The sequence below is a fragment of the Bacillus paralicheniformis genome (assembly GCF_001042485.2).
GTDB lineage: Bacteria > Bacillota > Bacilli > Bacillales > Bacillaceae > Bacillus > Bacillus paralicheniformis.
Window position 1 is genome coordinate 1 of sequence record NZ_LBMN02000015.1, and the last position, 16,920, is coordinate 16,920.

The 16,920-nt window shown below is 43.2% G+C and carries 24 protein-coding genes, 2 tRNA genes and 1 rRNA gene; 21 read left to right on the forward strand and 6 right to left on the reverse strand.

The annotated features are described in order from the left end of the window. Positions 1 to 47 precede the first annotated feature (47 nt). From rrf to tsaD, 8 genes are all read left to right on the forward strand, one after another. Positions 48 to 163 (forward strand): 5S ribosomal RNA (gene rrf, locus ACH97_RS11805). Positions 164 to 175: 12 nt separating this feature from the next. Beyond that, positions 176 to 252, forward strand: a tRNA-Met gene (locus tag ACH97_RS11810). Positions 253 to 288: 36 nt separating this feature from the next. Then, positions 289 to 365: transfer RNA gene (locus ACH97_RS11815), tRNA-Asp, on the forward strand. Between the two features lie 196 nt (positions 366 to 561). Continuing rightward, the gene (gene thiL / locus ACH97_RS11820) at positions 562 to 1,536 is read left to right on the forward strand and encodes a thiamine-phosphate kinase (RefSeq protein ID WP_048350307.1); all 975 of its coding nucleotides are present in this window, start codon (positions 562 to 564) and stop codon (positions 1,534 to 1,536) included. Between the two features lie 17 nt (positions 1,537 to 1,553). Continuing rightward, complete coding sequence (gene tsaE / locus ACH97_RS11825) at positions 1,554 to 2,030, forward strand: tRNA (adenosine(37)-N6)-threonylcarbamoyltransferase complex ATPase subunit type 1 TsaE (RefSeq protein WP_048350306.1); 477 nt, start codon at positions 1,554 to 1,556, stop codon at positions 2,028 to 2,030. Further along, positions 2,011 to 2,700 (forward strand): tRNA (adenosine(37)-N6)-threonylcarbamoyltransferase complex dimerization subunit type 1 TsaB, encoded by a 690-nt coding sequence (gene tsaB, locus ACH97_RS11830; RefSeq protein WP_023855531.1) that lies wholly within the window; start codon positions 2,011 to 2,013, stop codon positions 2,698 to 2,700. Before tsaE ends, tsaB begins: the two co-directional genes overlap by 20 nt. A gap of 12 nt (positions 2,701 to 2,712) precedes the next feature. Further along, entirely contained in the window at positions 2,713 to 3,171 is a 459-nt protein-coding gene (gene rimI / locus ACH97_RS11835) for a ribosomal protein S18-alanine N-acetyltransferase (protein ID WP_048350305.1), read from the forward strand. Further along, a complete protein-coding gene (gene tsaD, locus ACH97_RS11840; RefSeq protein ID WP_020450326.1) occupies positions 3,161 to 4,186 on the forward strand; it encodes a tRNA (adenosine(37)-N6)-threonylcarbamoyltransferase complex transferase subunit TsaD in 1,026 nt (341 codons plus the stop codon). The genes rimI and tsaD overlap by 11 nt, the downstream gene beginning before the upstream one ends. A 239-nt stretch (positions 4,187 to 4,425) precedes the next feature. Here tsaD and ACH97_RS11845 read toward each other — a convergent pair whose 3' ends face one another. Then, complete coding sequence (locus ACH97_RS11845; RefSeq protein WP_048350304.1) at positions 4,426 to 6,351, reverse strand: ABC-F family ATP-binding cassette domain-containing protein; 1,926 nt, start codon at positions 6,349 to 6,351, stop codon at positions 4,426 to 4,428. 146 nt (positions 6,352 to 6,497) lie between these two features. Between ACH97_RS11845 and moaC the strand changes: the two genes are divergently transcribed. The 4 genes from moaC to tatC are packed head-to-tail and all read left to right on the forward strand — an operon-like array spanning position 6,498 to position 8,647. After that, entirely contained in the window at positions 6,498 to 7,004 is a 507-nt protein-coding gene (gene moaC / locus ACH97_RS11850; RefSeq protein WP_048350303.1) for a cyclic pyranopterin monophosphate synthase MoaC, read from the forward strand. Positions 7,005 to 7,007: 3 nt separating this feature from the next. After that, entirely contained in the window at positions 7,008 to 7,652 is a 645-nt protein-coding gene (locus ACH97_RS11855) for a redox-sensing transcriptional repressor Rex (RefSeq protein ID WP_020450329.1), read from the forward strand. A 38-nt stretch (positions 7,653 to 7,690) separates the two neighbouring features. After that, positions 7,691 to 7,864 (forward strand): twin-arginine translocase TatA/TatE family subunit, encoded by a 174-nt coding sequence (locus tag ACH97_RS11860; RefSeq protein ID WP_020450330.1) that lies wholly within the window; start codon positions 7,691 to 7,693, stop codon positions 7,862 to 7,864. A gap of 6 nt (positions 7,865 to 7,870) precedes the next feature. Further along, on the forward strand, positions 7,871 to 8,647 hold the full coding sequence (gene tatC / locus ACH97_RS11865; protein ID WP_095293002.1) for a twin-arginine translocase subunit TatC: 777 nt from the start codon (positions 7,871 to 7,873) through the stop codon (positions 8,645 to 8,647). Positions 8,648 to 8,691: 44 nt separating this feature from the next. Here the strand turns inward: tatC and ACH97_RS11870 are convergent, their stop codons facing one another. Both ACH97_RS11870 and ACH97_RS11875 read right to left on the reverse strand, forming a co-directional pair. Continuing rightward, positions 8,692 to 8,883, reverse strand: coding sequence for a YdiK family protein (locus ACH97_RS11870; RefSeq protein ID WP_023855536.1), 192 nt, complete (start codon positions 8,881 to 8,883; stop codon positions 8,692 to 8,694). After that, positions 8,883 to 9,617: a CPBP family intramembrane glutamic endopeptidase gene (locus ACH97_RS11875; RefSeq protein ID WP_020450333.1), complete on the reverse strand. Its 735-nt coding sequence runs from the start codon at positions 9,615 to 9,617 to the stop codon at positions 8,883 to 8,885. Before ACH97_RS11875 ends, ACH97_RS11870 begins: the two co-directional genes overlap by 1 nt. 225 nt (positions 9,618 to 9,842) lie before the next feature. Between ACH97_RS11875 and groES the strand changes: the two genes are divergently transcribed. Further along, complete coding sequence (gene groES, locus ACH97_RS11880; protein WP_003179248.1) at positions 9,843 to 10,127, forward strand: co-chaperone GroES; 285 nt, start codon at positions 9,843 to 9,845, stop codon at positions 10,125 to 10,127. A 44-nt stretch (positions 10,128 to 10,171) separates the two neighbouring features. Further along, a complete protein-coding gene (gene groL, locus ACH97_RS11885; RefSeq protein WP_020450334.1) occupies positions 10,172 to 11,806 on the forward strand; it encodes a chaperonin GroEL in 1,635 nt (544 codons plus the stop codon). A gap of 81 nt (positions 11,807 to 11,887) precedes the next feature. On the opposite strand, the gene ACH97_RS11890 is transcribed toward groL, so the two are convergent. Together ACH97_RS11890 and ACH97_RS11895 are read right to left on the reverse strand one after the other, a co-directional pair. After that, positions 11,888 to 13,105, reverse strand: coding sequence for a site-specific integrase (locus ACH97_RS11890; RefSeq protein ID WP_009330104.1), 1,218 nt, complete (start codon positions 13,103 to 13,105; stop codon positions 11,888 to 11,890). 13 nt (positions 13,106 to 13,118) lie between these two features. Beyond that, positions 13,119 to 13,751 (reverse strand): LexA family protein, encoded by a 633-nt coding sequence (locus tag ACH97_RS11895; RefSeq protein WP_009330103.1) that lies wholly within the window; start codon positions 13,749 to 13,751, stop codon positions 13,119 to 13,121. A gap of 164 nt (positions 13,752 to 13,915) precedes the next feature. Here ACH97_RS11895 and ACH97_RS11900 point away from each other — a divergent pair, with 164 nt between their 5' ends. The 5 genes from ACH97_RS11900 (at position 13,916) to ACH97_RS11920 (ending at position 15,784) form a co-directional block, all read left to right on the forward strand. After that, positions 13,916 to 14,164 (forward strand): helix-turn-helix domain-containing protein, encoded by a 249-nt coding sequence (locus ACH97_RS11900; protein WP_009330102.1) that lies wholly within the window; start codon positions 13,916 to 13,918, stop codon positions 14,162 to 14,164. Positions 14,165 to 14,186: 22 nt separating this feature from the next. Further along, a complete protein-coding gene (locus ACH97_RS11905; protein WP_034292464.1) occupies positions 14,187 to 14,387 on the forward strand; it encodes a helix-turn-helix domain-containing protein in 201 nt (66 codons plus the stop codon). 14 nt (positions 14,388 to 14,401) lie between these two features. Continuing rightward, on the forward strand, positions 14,402 to 15,148 hold the full coding sequence (locus tag ACH97_RS11910) for a phage antirepressor Ant (RefSeq protein ID WP_009330101.1): 747 nt from the start codon (positions 14,402 to 14,404) through the stop codon (positions 15,146 to 15,148). A 13-nt stretch (positions 15,149 to 15,161) separates the two neighbouring features. Then, positions 15,162 to 15,401, forward strand: a complete 240-nt coding sequence (locus tag ACH97_RS11915) for a hypothetical protein (protein WP_048350302.1) — start codon at positions 15,162 to 15,164, stop codon at positions 15,399 to 15,401. A 107-nt stretch (positions 15,402 to 15,508) separates the two neighbouring features. Then, on the forward strand, positions 15,509 to 15,784 hold the full coding sequence (locus tag ACH97_RS11920) for a hypothetical protein (RefSeq protein ID WP_048350364.1): 276 nt from the start codon (positions 15,509 to 15,511) through the stop codon (positions 15,782 to 15,784). Here ACH97_RS11920 and ACH97_RS11925 read toward each other — a convergent pair. Beyond that, positions 15,771 to 16,169, reverse strand: coding sequence for a hypothetical protein (locus ACH97_RS11925; protein ID WP_053073129.1), 399 nt, complete (start codon positions 16,167 to 16,169; stop codon positions 15,771 to 15,773). The two genes, ACH97_RS11920 and ACH97_RS11925, sit on opposite strands and share 14 nt — an antisense overlap. A 51-nt stretch (positions 16,170 to 16,220) precedes the next feature. Between ACH97_RS11925 and ACH97_RS11930 the strand changes: the two genes are divergently transcribed. Together ACH97_RS11930 and ACH97_RS11935 are read left to right on the forward strand one after the other, a co-directional pair. Next, positions 16,221 to 16,445: a hypothetical protein gene (locus tag ACH97_RS11930; protein ID WP_048350365.1), complete on the forward strand. Its 225-nt coding sequence runs from the start codon at positions 16,221 to 16,223 to the stop codon at positions 16,443 to 16,445. Between the two features lie 94 nt (positions 16,446 to 16,539). Then, a complete protein-coding gene (locus ACH97_RS11935; protein WP_048350366.1) occupies positions 16,540 to 16,836 on the forward strand; it encodes a hypothetical protein in 297 nt (98 codons plus the stop codon). Positions 16,837 to 16,920: the final 84 nt, after the last annotated feature.

The following is a 16,920-nucleotide window of genomic DNA, read 5'->3' on the forward strand; positions in this document are numbered from 1 at the left end:
CACATCCTGTGAGGAACGCTCAGTACCTTCGTCCTGAAGGCAAATAGTTTGGTGGCGATAGCGAAGAGGTCACACCCGTTCCCATGCCGAACACGGAAGTTAAGCTCTTCAGCGCCGATGGTAGTTGGGGGATTCCCCCTGTGAGAGTAGGACGCCGCCAAGCTGTTTATATTATCGCGGGGTGGAGCAGTTCGGTAGCTCGTCGGGCTCATAACCCGAAGGTCGCAGGTTCAAATCCTGCCCCCGCAACCAAATCTAATTTCCATACAAAGAAAATAAATAAAAAGTGGTCCGGTAGTTCAGTTGGTTAGAATGCCTGCCTGTCACGCAGGAGGTCGCGGGTTCGAGTCCCGTCCGGACCGCCATGTTGTACACAAACGAAATCTTTGAGGTTTTCGTTTTTTTTTATGTCTTCTTTCAGGTCTATGCTGAAAACTTGGCTTCATCGGCGTTTTTCACAATGTTTGCCGAGTTTCTTTATTTCTTGGATAATTGGTGAGAATTCGATAAACTAATGATAGTGTTTTGATTGGTTGCAACAGCAAAGGAGCAAATGATCTTATGGACGAATTTGAATTGATTCAAAGGATTACGCCCCGTTCGCTTTTTCACCGAGAAATAGAGATCGGTATTGGGGACGATGCCGCTGTTTATCATACAAAGAACGGTTATCAGGAGATTGTTGCGGTCGATACGATGGTCGACGGTATTCATTTTTTATCATCCCATTCATCGCCTGCCGATATCGGATATAAAGCATTGGCTGTGAATATTAGTGATATTGCCGCGATGGGAGGCAGCCCCAAGTATTATCTTGTGTCCATTGCTGTTCCTTCCGGCTGGCACGCGGTGGATATTGAAGCCATGTATGAAGAAATGAATAAACTGGCGACACTATATCAAATGGACTTAATCGGCGGTGACACCGTATCTGCCAACGGGCCGCTCGTTTTGACCGTAACAGTAATCGGCGAGATTGAAAAGGGCAGAACTTGTTTAAGAAGCCATGCCGAACCCGGGGATGTCGTTTTTGTGACGGGAGAACTTGGCTCATCTGCTGCCGGTCTGGCTTTTATATTGGGCCAAGCAGAGATGAAAGACGAGAAGCAGTCTCAATATTTTATAGAGCGGCACAAGAGGCCTTTGCCGAGGGTTGAGGCAGGTTTGCTCTGTTCAGGCTATCATCATGTGGCACTTAATGATATCAGCGACGGGCTTGCCAGCGAATTAAATGAAATTGCCGAAGCGAGCCGTGTTTCCATTGACATATATAAAGAGATGATTCCGGTCCATTCGGATTTACATAAACTGCACACAAAATGGGAAGAGTGGGTCCTTTTCGGCGGCGAGGATTTTGAACTCGTCGGTACGATTTCTAATGATCAATGGGAACGTTTTAGTCAGGATTGCTCTGAACGTCATGTGCCGGTTTATCAAATCGGCCGCGTCACACAACAAGGGCAGGCGGACGTGTTTTATCATAATGGACAGGACCGCGTTCTTCTCGAAAAAAAAGGATATAACCATTTTAAATAAGACAGGTGACAAGTAAAGTGAAAACGTTAGAGTGGAAAACGACAGAGCCTGAAGAGACAAAAAACATTGCCAGACTGGCAGCAAAGTATGTTCTGCCCGGTGATGTCATCACATTGGAGGGCGACCTTGGAGCAGGCAAAACGACTTTTACAAAAGGATTTGCCGAAGGGCTCGGAATCAAGCGGGTTGTCAGCAGCCCGACTTTTACCATTATCAAAGAATACCGGGACGGCTTTCTTCCGCTGTTTCATATGGATGTTTACAGAATGGAAGATGAAACGGAAGATCTCGGATTAGATGAATATTTTGAGGGAGACGGCGTCTGCCTTGTGGAATGGGCGCATTTGATTGAGGAGCAGCTTCCGAAAGAGCGCCTAGAGGTGGTCATTAAGCGGCTTGGCGATGATGAACGAAAGCTGACCTTTACCCCTAAAGGCAGCCGCTACGAAAATCTTTGCGAGGAGATCAGCAAACATGACGATACTTGCGATTGATACATCCAATTTAACGCTCGGCGTGGCATTAGTTAAAGACGGAAAAGTGATAGCCGAGCATATATCCCACTTAAAGAAAAACCATTCAGTCAGAGCTATGCCGGCGATCGACGAACTCCTTAAAGAGTGTGGTTTAGAGCCGAATGACCTGACCCAAATTGCAGTTGCCAAAGGTCCGGGTTCATATACAGGCGTGCGGATCGGTGTTACGATTGCAAAAACGCTTGCATGGTCATTAAATATTCCGATTAAAACCGTTTCAAGCCTTGAAGTGCTGGCGGCAAACGGCCGTTTTTTCCAAGGCTTGATTTGTCCGTTGTTTGATGCCAGACGCGGTCAGGTTTATACGGGACTATACCAGTATAGGGACGGTAAACTGCATGGCTTGGAAGAGGACCAAAACATTCTGCTTGAGGATTGGCTTAAAAAACTGAAAGCCATGGATCAGCAAGTCCTTTTCATAGGAAGTGACACAGAGATTCATCAGGAGATGATCGAACAGATTCTCGGTGAACAAGCGGTCATTTCTGGCCCTGCCCTGCAGCTTCCACGACCTTCAGAATTGGCTTTAATCGGAGAACTTAAAGAGGCCGAGCCTGTGCACAGCGTTGTTCCAAACTATATTCGTCTGGCCGAAGCCGAGGCCGTCTGGCTTGAAAAACAAAAGTAAACGGGTGAAGCCATGAACACGCAAATGGTCATACGCGATATGAATCCAAAAGATTTTGACCAGGTTTTTGAAATTGAAAAAAGCTCTTTTTCTTCTCCGTGGAAAAAAGAATCTTTTCATCATGAGCTTTTTCACAATATGTATGCTCATTACCTCGTTCTCGAAGTTGAGGAGCAAGTTGTCGGCTACTGCGGGATTTGGATCGTCATGGATGATGCCCAGATCACCAACATTGCCGTTTCACCTGCATATCGGGGCCGCCGTTTAGGAGAAGCTCTTTTGAAAGCCGCGATGAAGCTTTGCCGGATGAAAAAGGCGGTTCAGCTTTCTTTAGAGGTAAGGGTATCGAATCATATTGCACAAAGCTTATACAAAAAGCTCGGCTTTGAGCCGGGAGGAATTCGTAAAAATTATTATACCGATAATGGGGAAGATGCATTATTAATGTGGGTGAGACTAAATGAATCATAAAAAAGATCTGTATGTATTAGGAATCGAAACAAGCTGTGATGAGACGGCCGCCGCGATTGTCAAAAACGGAACGGATATCATTTCAAATGTCGTAGCGTCGCAAATCGAAAGTCATAAACGGTTTGGCGGCGTTGTTCCCGAGATCGCATCAAGGCATCACGTGGAACAGATGACGATCGTGCTTGAGGAAGCCTTTGCACAAGCGGACATGACATTTGATGACATTGATGCCATCGCAGTAACGGAAGGACCGGGGCTTGTCGGCGCTTTATTGATCGGCGTGAATGCCGCGAAAGCGCTCAGTTTTGCCCGGGGCATACCGCTCGTAGGCGTCCATCACATTGCCGGTCACATCTATGCCAACAGACTTGTTCAGGACATTCAATTTCCGGCGATTGCCCTTGTCGTCTCAGGCGGCCACACCGAACTCGTGTATATGAAAGAGCACGGCTCATTTGAAGTCATCGGAGAGACGCTCGACGATGCGGCAGGTGAAGCCTATGACAAAGTGGCGAGAACGATGGGGCTTCCTTATCCGGGAGGACCTCACATTGACAAACTTGCGCAAAAAGGCGAGGCAAATGTGCCGCTGCCGCGCGCATGGCTTGAAGAAGGCTCTTATCATTTCAGCTTCAGCGGATTGAAATCTGCAGTCATCAACACGCTTCACAACGCTTCACAAAAAGGTGAAACGATAGCTCCGGAAGATTTGTCAGCCAGCTTTCAGGAAAGCGTCATTGATGTCCTCGTCACAAAAACGGAACGCGCTGCGAAAGCTTATGGCGTCAAACAGGTGCTGCTTGCCGGAGGAGTTGCTGCAAACAAAGGGTTGAGAGCGGCGCTTGAAAAAACGTTCAGCAGCCATCCGGAGATTGAGCTTTTGATCCCGCCGCTTTCGCTGTGTACGGACAATGCCGCGATGATTGCCGCCGCAGGTACGGTTGCTTTTGAAAAAGGAATCAGAGGAAAATATGATATGAACGGTCAGCCTGGCTTAGATCTGACGTCTTATTAAAACCTCACGCTCTGTGAGGTTTTTTTGCCCGGGAATAGTTATTAACAGGTTATTAACATATATCCACAGTCTTGTGTATAATGTTAAAAACCTTAATTTACAGACCTTTTTTACCTGTTAATAATGTGTATAAATATTATATTTTTTGTGGATATTGTGGGTAAATCGCTTTCTTTCTTTTAAATAAAGGATTTTAATTGTGGACAAAAAAACCGCTCCGGCTTGGAGCGGTTCATCCTTTATTCATTTGTAGAGAGTGTTTCCCATTCTGTTAACAGTTGTTCAAGCTCCTCATTTAGCCGTTCATTTTCAGAGTGGATTTCCTGGACCTTCTCATGGTCTTGGAAGACGGCGGGGTCACACAGGAGCTCTTCATTTTTTTCGATCTGTTCTTCAATGTCCGTAATTCTTGTTTCGATTTCTTCAATCCTGCGCTGCCGCTGGCGTTCTTTTCTTTTCAGCTCTTTTTCTTCTTCATAGCTCTTTTTTGCGCCAGGTTTTTCGGAAGCGTTTTTCTGATGCTCTTCCGTCTGTTTTTCTAGTTCTTTCAGTTCAAGCTGCTGCGCTTTTTTTTCTGTGTAATAATCGTAGTCGCCTAAATATTCTTCTGCTTTGTCGCGGGAAAGCTCCAGTACTTTTGTCGCGATCCGGTTGATAAAATAGCGGTCATGGGACACAAATAATATCGTTCCCGGGTAATCGATCAAAGCGTTCTCCAAGACTTCCTTGCTGTCCAGGTCGAGATGGTTTGTCGGCTCATCAAGAATAAGGAAGTTCGCTTTTTGGAGCATCAGCTTGGCGAGGGCAAGCCTTGCTTTTTCGCCGCCGCTTAACGCGTGTACAGGTTTTAATACGTCTTCTCCCGAAAACAGGAAGTTGCCGAGGCAGGTCCGGATATCCTTTTCATTCATCTCCGGATAATCGTCCCAAAGCTCGTCAAGCACGCGTTTTGACGACGTCAATTCAGCCTGTTCCTGGTCATAGTAGCCGATTGAGACATGGGAGCCTGTCGCGATTGTTCCCGATACCGGCTGCAGCTTTTGAATCAATGCTTTTAAAAGGGTTGACTTGCCGATTCCGTTCGGTCCGACCAGTGCAACGCTTTCCCCGCGGGTAATGCGAAAGTTCAATGAACGGAGAAGCGGGGGCTGCTCCTGATAGCTTACTGTCAAGCCTTCCACCCGCAGTACATCGTTTCCGCTTTGCCTTGTAATTTCAAAGCGGAAAGACGCCGACTTTTCATCTCCGAGCGGTTTGTCCATGATCTCCATCCGTTCAAGCTGCTTTCGTCTGCTCTGCGCCCGTTTCGTCGTCGAAGCTCTAGCCAGATTCCGGTCGACGAACTCCTGCAGCTTGGCGATTTCGTCCTGCTGCTTTTCATAAAGCTTTGTTTCCTTTTCCAGCTGTTCGGCTTTTAATTGGAGATAAGAGCTGTAGTTCCCGGTATATTTTTTGCTTTGGGACCGGCTGATCTCGTAAACTTGGGTAACCACTTTGTCAAGAAAGTACCTGTCATGGGAAACGATTAAAATCGCTCCGCTGTAATTTTGCAAATATTGTTCAAGCCATGTCAGGGTATCGATATCCAAGTGGTTTGTCGGTTCGTCCAAAATGAGGAGGTCGGGTTTTGTCAAAAGCATTTTTCCGAGGGCAAGCCTTGTTTTTTGACCTCCGCTTAAGTCCTGGACGCGGACGGAGTCGTCAAATCCCGCAAAGCCGAGCCCGTGCATGACGGATCTGACCTCTGCCTCATATTGGTAGCCGCCTTTGTCCTTGAACTCCTGCTGAAGCCTGTCATACGTCTTCATCAATGATTCAAGCATGTCCGGTCCGGCCTGCGCCATCTTTTCCTCGATCGCGCGCATTTCTTGTTCCATTTTTTTCAGAAAATCAAATACCGACAGCAATTCCTCTTTGAGCGTCAGCTTGGAATCGAGGCCGGAATGCTGGTCAAGGTAGCCCATCGTCAAATCTTTCGGCTTGATGATGTCCCCCTTTTCATATGAAAGTTTTCCTGCGATAATCTTTAGAAGAGTCGATTTTCCGGCGCCGTTGCGTCCGACGATCGCAATCCGGTCCCGAGATCTGACTTCGAGTTTTATATTCGTTAAAATCGTATCGGCTCCAAACGATTTTGAAAGTTGGTTCACTTGTAAAATCATCATGATCTTTCACCTCTTGTCTGCTATTTTAAGTGTAGCCTATCACTGCGCAGTCAGCAAACAATTAAGTGAAGTCTGGAAGATTTTAGCCAAAGAAAAAGACAGAATGAAAAAAATAGTGTATGATCGTTATAAGGAGAGTTCAGAACATGAATGAGTTTACACATTTTAATGAACAAGGCAGAGCCAAGATGGTTGATATAAGCGAAAAGGAAGCTTCAGTACGCACAGCTGCGGCTGTTTCAAGCGTGTCTATGAATCGAACAGTACATGAAAAAATCAAAAACCGGGAAATCGGAAAAGGCGATGTATTGTCGGTGGCGCAAGTGGCCGGAATCATGGCCGCAAAACAGACATCCGCCATCATCCCGATGTGCCATCCGATCGCTCTGAAAGGAGTCGACATCGCCTTTCGCTGGGAGGAGAAAGAACAGAAGAGCATCCTGCATATTCAATCTAAAGTGAAGACCAAAGGGAGCACAGGTGTGGAAATGGAAGCGTTAACTTCGGCCTCCGTATGTGCGCTGACCGTATATGACATGTGCAAAGCGGCGGATAAGGGAATGGTGATAGGACCGACCTTTCTTCTCGAAAAGACAGGCGGGAAAAACGGTGACTATAAAAGGGAAAAAGCTGATGTAGACATGGAGGATTAGTTTATGAACATGGATCATTCAAAAATTCCGCAAGCGACAGCGAAACGGTTGCCATTATATTATCGTTTTTTAAAAAACCTTCATGCATCCGGAAAACAGCGTGTATCTTCCGCTGAGCTGAGCGATGCCGTCAAAGTCGATTCTGCGACCATCCGCAGGGACTTCTCGTACTTCGGCGCGCTCGGAAAAAAAGGATACGGCTACAATGTCAATTATTTGCTGTCCTTTTTCAGAAAGACGCTTGATCAGGATGAAATGACGAACGTAACGCTCATTGGCGTGGGGAATTTGGGGACAGCCTTTCTCCATTACAATTTTATCAAAAATAATAATACAAAAATCGCCATGGCGTTTGACATCAATGAGGAAAAAATCGGAACCGAGGTCGGCGGTGTTCCCGTCTATGATCTGAATAGACTTGAAGAGCATATGACGGATGATATCCCCGTCGCCATTTTGACGGTACCGGCTCAAGCCGCACAGTCGATTACAGACAGGCTGGTGGAGCTTGGCATTAAAGGCATTCTTAATTTCACGCCGGCCCGCTTGAATGTGCCGGAACACATTCGCATTCATCATATAGATTTGGCGGTTGAACTTCAGTCGCTGGTGTATTTCATGAAACATTATTCAATGCAGGAAAAGTAAAACGGAAAACGAAAAATAAAGGAAAGGGGGCAGGCTTTATGCCAATCGGTCCTGGAAGCTTTATTTTAATTGTCGTGGTGGCGCTTCTGATATTCGGCCCGAAAAAACTTCCCGAGCTGGGAAGAGCAGCGGGAAACACGCTGAGGGAGTTTAAGAATGCGACAAAAGGTTTGGCTGACGACGATTCCGATAAAAAGAAAGAAGATCAGTAGGATAGGATGACATTTATGAAGGAAAGAGAAATGTCGCTGATAGAACATATCACAGAACTACGCAGACGGCTTGTGATCACTTTTTTCTTTTTTGTTTTATTTGTTGTGGCAGGCTTTTTATTGGCAAAGCCGCTGATTATCTATCTGCAGCAGACGGATGAAGCGAAGCTGCTGACGCTCAACGCGTTCAAGCTGACCGATCCTTTATTTGTGTACGTGCAGTTCGCTTTCATCATCGGCGCCGTCTTGACTTCGCCGCTTGTTTTATACCAGCTGTGGGCTTTCATTAGCCCGGGGCTGTATGAAAAAGAACGAAAAGTGACGCTCAGCTATATTCCGATATCGATTATTCTTTTTTTAGGCGGCATTGCCTTTTCTTACTTTATTTTATTTCCGTTTGTCGTGGACTTTATGACGAGAGTCTCAGATGATCTGAATGTCAACCAGGTCATCGGAATACACGAATATTTTCAGTTTCTGCTTCAGTTGACGCTTCCTTTTGGCTTATTGTTTCAGATGCCTGTGGTCATCATGTTTATCACAAGGCTCGGCCTCGTGACGCCGATGTTTTTGGCGAAAATCAGAAAATACGCATATTTTGTGTTGTTCGTCATCGCGGCCCTCATTACACCGCCTGAGCTTTTGTCGCATTTAATGGTCTCAGTGCCATTGCTCATTCTTTATGAAATCAGTATCGTGATTTCAAGAATATCCTACAGGCAGGCGCAAAAAACAATGATTCAAGAGGAAAATCAAGCGTTTTTGAACGACCATACTAAATAAGAGCCATTCTTTTTCAGAATGGCTCTTTTCCTTCACAAAAAAGGCTATTGATCTTTTCGTTTCATCTTGCCGGCCAGGGCGAACATTTTAAAGGAAATGCTGATATTATAGGCTGCGAAAAGCATCAGCAGGATCGTGTAAAAAGACCACATGCTTCCGGGCGAGGTTGCCGCCAGATATGTAAACAGCACACCCGTTAATAAATAAATCGCTCCCCAGAATTTAGGGCTTCTCATCATAGAAATCCTCCAATAATCATTTGCATTTTCTCGACGTGTTTCAAATATTCTTCAATAGGCTCCCGGAATGTCTGCAGTAAGACGACGAGCGTATTCATGGCGACATGGGCGAAAATAGGCACGATAATCCGGTTGGTTCTGACATATAAAAAGGAGAATGTGAATCCCATTGCTGTATAAATGAGCAGATGGCTGAAATCCAAATGGACGACCGAGAAGAGCACCGAACTGAACAAAGCGGCAATGAAAAAATTCGTTTTCTCATAGATTGCACCGAAAATGATCTTTCTGAAAATGATTTCTTCAAGAATCGGTCCGAATACAGAAGAGACAAACACCATCAGCGGCAATGCGGTGATGATTTCCATGATCCGCTGCGTATTTTCCGATTCCGGGTTGACCCCGAACAAGTACATTTCGATCGAAGCGGCAATTGACTGCGAAAACAAAGCGAGAAAAACGCCGGCTACCGCCCATCCGATTGACGCTCCAACCGATGCTTTCGGGCGGTTGCGAAGCGTCGTCTTCGGCACCGTCCGCAAAATCAGCAGCACGATAACGAGACAGAGGGTAAACGCGATGACAGACCAGACGCCTGTCAATGTAAGCTGGGCTTCAGCCTTTGGCTGTCCTTTGCCCACTCCCAAAAAGTAAAGAAGAGGCAAGCCGACAGCGGCCGACAATTGCATGAGAACGTATGCCAATATAATAAACCAGTATTGTTTTCTCAAGCTTTATGTACTCCTTTTCTAAAAATCTAATTCAGACTATGTTTATTGTAACACACTCTTTTTAAATTATAGGATGATAAGGACATGCGGAGAAATGTAAGCGCAAAAAAATTTGACCTTATCACTTGAAATTGCCTGGGAGATTCTTTATTATAAGAATTGTGTTAGCACTCACCGAGTGCGAGTGCTAAAATTACATATGAAAATATTGAGGAGGTTGTTTCATTGTTAAAGCCATTAGGTGATCGCGTTGTCATTGAGCTCGTTGAGTCTGAAGAAAAAACTGCCAGCGGAATCGTACTTCCTGACTCCGCAAAAGAAAAACCACAAGAGGGTAAAGTGGTTGCAGCCGGTTCAGGCCGTGTGTTAGAGAGCGGAGAGCGCGTTGCATTAGAAGTTAAAACAGGCGACCGCATCATCTTCTCAAAATATGCAGGTACCGAAGTGAAATATGAAGGTACTGACTACTTAATCTTGCGTGAAAGCGACATTTTAGCTGTTATCGGCTAAGTCATAAATAAAAACGAGACAATTATATAGGAGGTTCGAATAACATGGCAAAAGATATTAAGTTTAGCGAAGAAGCCCGCCGTTCAATGCTGCGCGGTGTAGATGCATTGGCGGATGCTGTAAAGGTAACTTTGGGACCTAAAGGACGCAACGTCGTTCTTGAGAAAAAATTCGGTTCTCCATTAATCACAAACGACGGTGTTACCATCGCGAAAGAAATCGAGCTTGAAGACGCGTTCGAAAACATGGGCGCAAAGCTTGTTGCTGAAGTTGCGAGCAAAACAAACGATGTTGCCGGTGACGGTACAACAACAGCGACAGTTCTAGCTCAAGCGATGATTCGCGAAGGTCTTAAAAACGTAACTGCCGGCGCTAACCCTGTAGGCGTGCGCAAAGGTATCGAGCAGGCTGTGGCTGTAGCGGTTGAAAGCCTGAAAGAAATCTCCAAACCAATCGAAGGCAAAGAATCAATCGCACAAGTTGCTTCAATCTCCGCTGCTGACGAAGAAGTCGGAAGCCTGATCGCTGAAGCGATGGAGCGCGTCGGCAACGACGGTGTCATCACGATCGAAGAATCAAAAGGATTCACAACAGAGCTTGAAGTGGTTGAAGGTATGCAGTTTGACCGCGGATATGCGTCTCCTTACATGGTGACAGATTCCGATAAGATGGAAGCGGTTCTTGAGAACCCGTACATCTTAGTAACAGACAAAAAAATCACAAACATTCAAGAAATCCTGCCGGTGCTTGAGCAAGTTGTTCAGCAAGGCAAACCGTTGCTTCTGATTGCTGAAGACGTTGAAGGTGAAGCTCTTGCAACATTGGTTGTCAACAAGCTTCGCGGAACATTCAACGCAGTGGCTGTTAAAGCGCCTGGATTCGGAGACCGCCGCAAAGCGATGCTCGAAGACATCTCTATCCTGACAGGTGCCGAAGTGATCACAGAAGATTTAGGTCTTGACCTTAAATCAACTCAAATCAACCAATTGGGACGCGCTTCTAAAGTTGTTGTGACAAAAGAAAACACAACAATCGTTGAAGGTGCGGGAGATACAGAGCAAATCGCGGCACGCGTCAACCAAATCCGCGCTCAAGTTGAAGAAACAACTTCTGAGTTCGATAAAGAAAAATTACAAGAGCGCCTAGCTAAGCTTGCAGGCGGCGTAGCTGTCATCAAAGTCGGCGCTGCGACTGAAACAGAATTGAAAGAACGCAAGCTTCGCATCGAAGACGCCCTGAACTCTACTCGCGCTGCGGTAGAAGAAGGAATCGTATCCGGCGGTGGTACAGCTCTTGTCAATGTTTACAATAAAGTAGCTGCCCTTGAAGCTGAAGGCGACGAACTGACTGGTATCAACATCGTTCTTCGCGCTCTTGAAGAACCAATCCGTCAAATCGCGCACAATGCGGGTCTTGAAGGATCTGTCATCGTTGAGCGCCTGAAAGGCGAAGCTATTGGTGTAGGCTACAACGCTGCAACAGGCGAATGGGTGAACATGATCGACAAAGGTATCGTTGACCCTACAAAAGTAACACGCTCAGCTCTGCAAAACGCAGCATCTGTAGCGGCTATGTTCCTGACAACTGAAGCAGTTGTTGCCGACAAGCCTGAAGAAAACAAAGGCGGCGCAGGAATGCCTGACATGGGCGGCATGGGCGGTATGGGTGGAATGATGTAATAGGCATTTAAAAGCTTATTATACTAAGGTTTCCCTGTCTCTTGTGGAGCTTTTGCCCACATTCTGCCCACAGTTGACAGATTAAAGTAAGCTTCTCATGAGTTCGCTGAACTTGTGGGAAGCTTCTTTCTTTTTTGGCTTAGTGATATGCAAATAGATATTTTTGGTTGTATCGTCATCAGTGTGTCCCAAACGATCCATAATTTGTTCCAGGCTAACCCCTGCTTCAGCCAGCAGAGAGGTATGAGTGTGTCTTAATGAATGTGGGGTTAGTGATGGATTTAAATTGGCAATTTTAAGCAATCTTTTCATACGTATTTCAATTAACTTCACATAAGCCGGATACCCTGCATTTACTTCATCCAATTGAGCAAAAACAAATCCTTCATTATGATACGTCTTGCGGTGTTTCATTTGCACTTCTTTTTGAGCCTTTCTAAGCTTATCAAGCTCGATCAGGACATCTTTCGTAACATCTATCACGCGTTTAGATTTTTTTGTTTTTGGAGTGAGTAATTCGTATTCTTTTATGGCATTGCGTGGATTGTAATACGTTTTTGTAATGCTTATAGTTTGTTCTTCAAAGTCTATGTCGCTCCATTTTAGAGCACAAAGTTCTCCAGCTCTCATGCCTGTATAGGCAAGCGTTAAGAATATTGGATAGTCACGAATATCCATTTGATGATCCGGGATAATAGAGAGAAAATGTGCAAGTTCTTCTTTCTCTAAATATTTTGGTAATTCTTTTTCTCGCTCTAATTCCTCAACGGTTTTTTGAACTTTCGGGACAATCGCATATTCGGTCGGATCGGTTTTGATCACTTCAAGTTCAATCGCACGTTTAAAGATCATTCTCCCGGTTCGGTGGGCACCGTCGATTGTATTTTCTGCATATCCTCTTGCTTTTAAGTCATTAAGTGCCTCTTGATATTGCTTGCGTGTTATATCTTTCATCTTCAAATACTGAAAATAGTCCATCAAACGACTGATTTCGTGCTTACGAACCCTTATCGTACTTACCTTTACCTTCCCAGTGTTTTCGTACCAGATCAGCCATTCTTTCGCGAACTCTTCGAATGTAATTTCTTTCTCTTCAATATAGGTTCCTTGCAGTAGCTCATATTGGATTCGTTTAGCTTCCTCTTCGGCTTCTGCCTTTGTTCTAAACCCTCCAACTTCCTTTTGTTTACGCTTACCAGTAGTCGGATCAACAATATCATACCGATAGTACCACTTTGCGCCACATGTGCACCGTTTCTTTTTGCACTTGCAGCCTCGACGTCTAAATGATCCTTTCATTAGTTATCACCCTTTACAACTTTTGTGTGAATTGTATCGCTTGTCCGATGACTCTGGCTGGGTTGTCCGGGGTGATAATAAAAGGGCTGTAATTCGGATTATCCGGCATCAAAATTACCATATCTCCTTGACGCTTAATTCTTTTCAGGGTAGCTTCTGTGTCGCCGTTAACAAGCACGGCAGCTATTGCCCCATTTTCTACTTCCGGTTGTTCACGTACTAATACATATGACCCGTCAGGAATCGTTGGTTCCATGCTTGTCCCTTTTGCCTTTAGATAAAATAGATTACCACTTGGTAGTTGATCAGGAGACTCATACATATATTCAGTTACATTTTCTTCGGCTAATATCGGTTCACCACACGCAATCGTTCCAAGTACAGGAATTGGAATTGTTTGTGGTGCTAAAGGAGTAAGATTGGATGGTGCTTCTTCTGTCAATTGAGTACGAGTAATTCCGAAATAATCAGCCATTAATTGAATTTTGTCTGGTCTAGGATATGTTTTCCCTTTAACCCAGTTAGATACGGTCATCTCTGGAATATTTAAATCTCGAGCCATCATAGTTTGTGATATTCCCTTACGTTTTAATTGTTTTTTTAAATTGTTTGCCATGATTTCCTTTAGTTTTTGAGTATCAATCATTTTAATTCCTCCTTGTTTTCTTCCTTATTATAGTACCTAAAAACGGTAAGTATGTAAAGGGAATAAATACTTTTTTTCGGTAGAAATAATGTTAAAAGGTATTGACGATAACTTTAAACGGTAGTATATTGAGATCATAAGATAACGAAAGGAGTTGAAAGAGAATGATAAAAATAACTTTAGCAGCAGCTAGGGTTAACGCAGGTTTAAGCCAATCTCAAGCCGCAAAAAAAATCGGAATAACACCCAAAACTCTTCGTAATTACGAAAAAGGTATCACTGCAATTCCTGGTTATCGTCTTAAAAAAGCTGCAGAAGTTTACAACTTACCTGAGGACATTATAAGACTACCTATTGTGAATGATGGATCGTATGATGAAGAAGAAAAAAATTTAATTTCAACTACCGTTTAAAGGTATATTTGGAGGGAGTTAAATGCAAATAAATGATCAATTGCCACCAATACTTACTGTCAAGCAAGTATCAGAGTTAATGGGGTGGCATCCAAATACTGTTTATCAACGTTGCACTTCTGGGGATTTGCCAAGTTTTAAAAGTGGTAACAGCAGGCGGATTCGCCGAGAAGCATACTTGGAATGGATAAAAAGAATGGAAGCAAAAACTGAATTTGTTTAGGAGGAGGAGGAATGATGAACGGATTAATTCCAACACATTCAAATGAGAATGGCAACCTACTAGTAAGTGGTCGTGATCTGCATGAGTTTTTGGAAGTTAAAGAAAAATATACAGAATGGTTCAAACGGATGGTTGATTACGGATTCGTTGAAAACATTGACTTCGTATTGGTTTCCGAAAAAAGAGAAACCAAAAATCCTAGAAATCCATTCACTACTATTACAAATCATCACATCAAAATACCAATGGCCAAAGAAATTGCCATGTTGCAAAGGAATGGAAAAGGTAAACAGGCTCGTTTGTATTTCTTGGAACTAGAAGAAAAATGGAACAGTCCTGAAATGGTCATGAAAAGGGCTATGGATTATCTGAATGCTCAAGTAGAAAAATTGCAAACCTCTAATTTATTACTGGAACAGCAGGTAAATGAATTAAAGCCAAAAGCAACTTATTATGACATGGTTCTGCAAAACAAGTCACTTCTATCAGTATCCAAAATTGCCAAGGACTACGGTATGAGCGCCATAAAATTGAACAAGCTGCTTCATGAATTAGGAGTGCAGTATAAGCAGGGGGACATATGGCTCCTGTACGCAAAGCACCAAGATAAGGGGTACACGCAAACTCATACTCATGTTATTGACGCTGATAATTCTCGAGTACAAACAAAGTGGACTCAAAAAGGCAGGTTGTTCATTTACGAACTTTTAAAGCAACAAGGCATTTTGCCAATAATTGAACGAGAAGAGTGTGCTTCGTAAGGGAGGTGAGAAAATGGATAGAGAAACTATGAAAAATTTTCAATTGCCTGACTATCTGACAGAAAAGCAGAAAGAGAAAATAATTCACGCGATTAATACAAACAAACCCATTCTCATAAGCGGGAATCAAGGTCCAACTGGAAAAACAACATTAAAAAATTACTTAGTTGAACACGGGATTCTGGCTTTTGAAAAATGGGAGTGTTGTGAGATTGAACTCAATCGAACTCTTGAAGGGTGGTGGAAAAAATGAAGATCAAAACAAAAGAATGGCTTGCTTTAAGCGAGGCGGAACGTTTTATGAAGATTTATCAAGCATTTGTGAAGAAGCATATCTAAAAATCAAAAGGAGGTAGGAAAATGGAAAAACAAAATAAATCAACCCCTGCGGCAACAGAGGTTGAAATTGAAAAACATTTAAAAGAGTTACCTGAATCTGTACGGATAGCTATCTTGGCAAATATTGAAAAAGCCAAGAAAACTGAAATAACTATTGGTATTGATCCAGAAAGCTATTTGGCTAAAGAAATCCTTTGGCAATCCAGAAAAATGATAAAGATTGAGCAAAAATTAGGTGAATTGAATATCGCAATCAACCATTTACGAAATCAGATAAATAAAATTAATCAACAATAAATGGTTTGAGCTCAAATATTTCAGGAAGCTCATTATAATTCTTGACTAGCTCTCTGAATTCAATTCCTGTCCATTGGTCAGAATGGTCCGTTGAAATACTGTCTAACAACTCTTCATTAAATACTTGGAATTGGTGGAAAAAGCGTTCTATTTCTTGGTTTTCTCCCGGAGTTTCCAATTGATAAACGGTTTGAGCTGCTGTAATAAAAATATTCGCTTGGTTAAGGTGAGCTAAAGCGATTGTGATTCGGCGATCATCAGAGATCTTTAATTTACTAATTAGCCCTGAATTTTTGAGAGTTTTATAACTCTTTTCAGCAGCGTACATTCCATTAATTAAATGAGTACGCATTACTTTTATCGTGTCTGGAAAAGTTTTATTCATAGTATCACCCCCTATCCTACAGGGACATTATACCAAAGAGGAGAGAAACAAATGAGCATCCAAAACGAAAATAAATCGACCCCTGCGGCAACAGAGGTTGAAAATCAAGTTTGTATAAAACTGATCATAAAAGACACACGACTAAAAGATATTGATGAGTACATTAAAGAGTTAACATCTGATTTTATTGAAAATTTTGGTTTCGAACCTTCAGAACTTTTCCTGGCAGCGGAAGGCAACTCTTTAAGTATCCGAATGTATCTAAATGGGTATTGAAACATCAGGGTGATAGATTAAATTAATTACAATTTAATGGTTAAGTAGTTTCTTGAAACTTCAAGGTGAAAAATATATAAGGAGTGGAGTAATAATGCAAATATTGAAAGATGGAGTTATGCCAGACGGTACTGAAATTCGCATGGAAGAATGGAATGAATCATATGAATTCATGCCATATGGTGCGACAATTGCCAGTTATCCAATTTCAAAATCAACCCATAAAGGTAGTTTTGCACCTAAAGAAGGAGAAGGTTATAGATTTTCATTCAATTTTGAAACACACGAAGAAGCGAAATGTGCTTTTGACGATTTGGTTTCAGGAAATAAAACTTTAGCGGATTTTAAAGATAAATTTAATGGCAAAAGAGAATATTTGGATTGCTTTTAGCTAATAACTCAAACAAGCTCAATCACACTGAAAGTTCACCAGTCATCTAAATTGAATTTGAAAATCTTCTTAGTGGACACAATC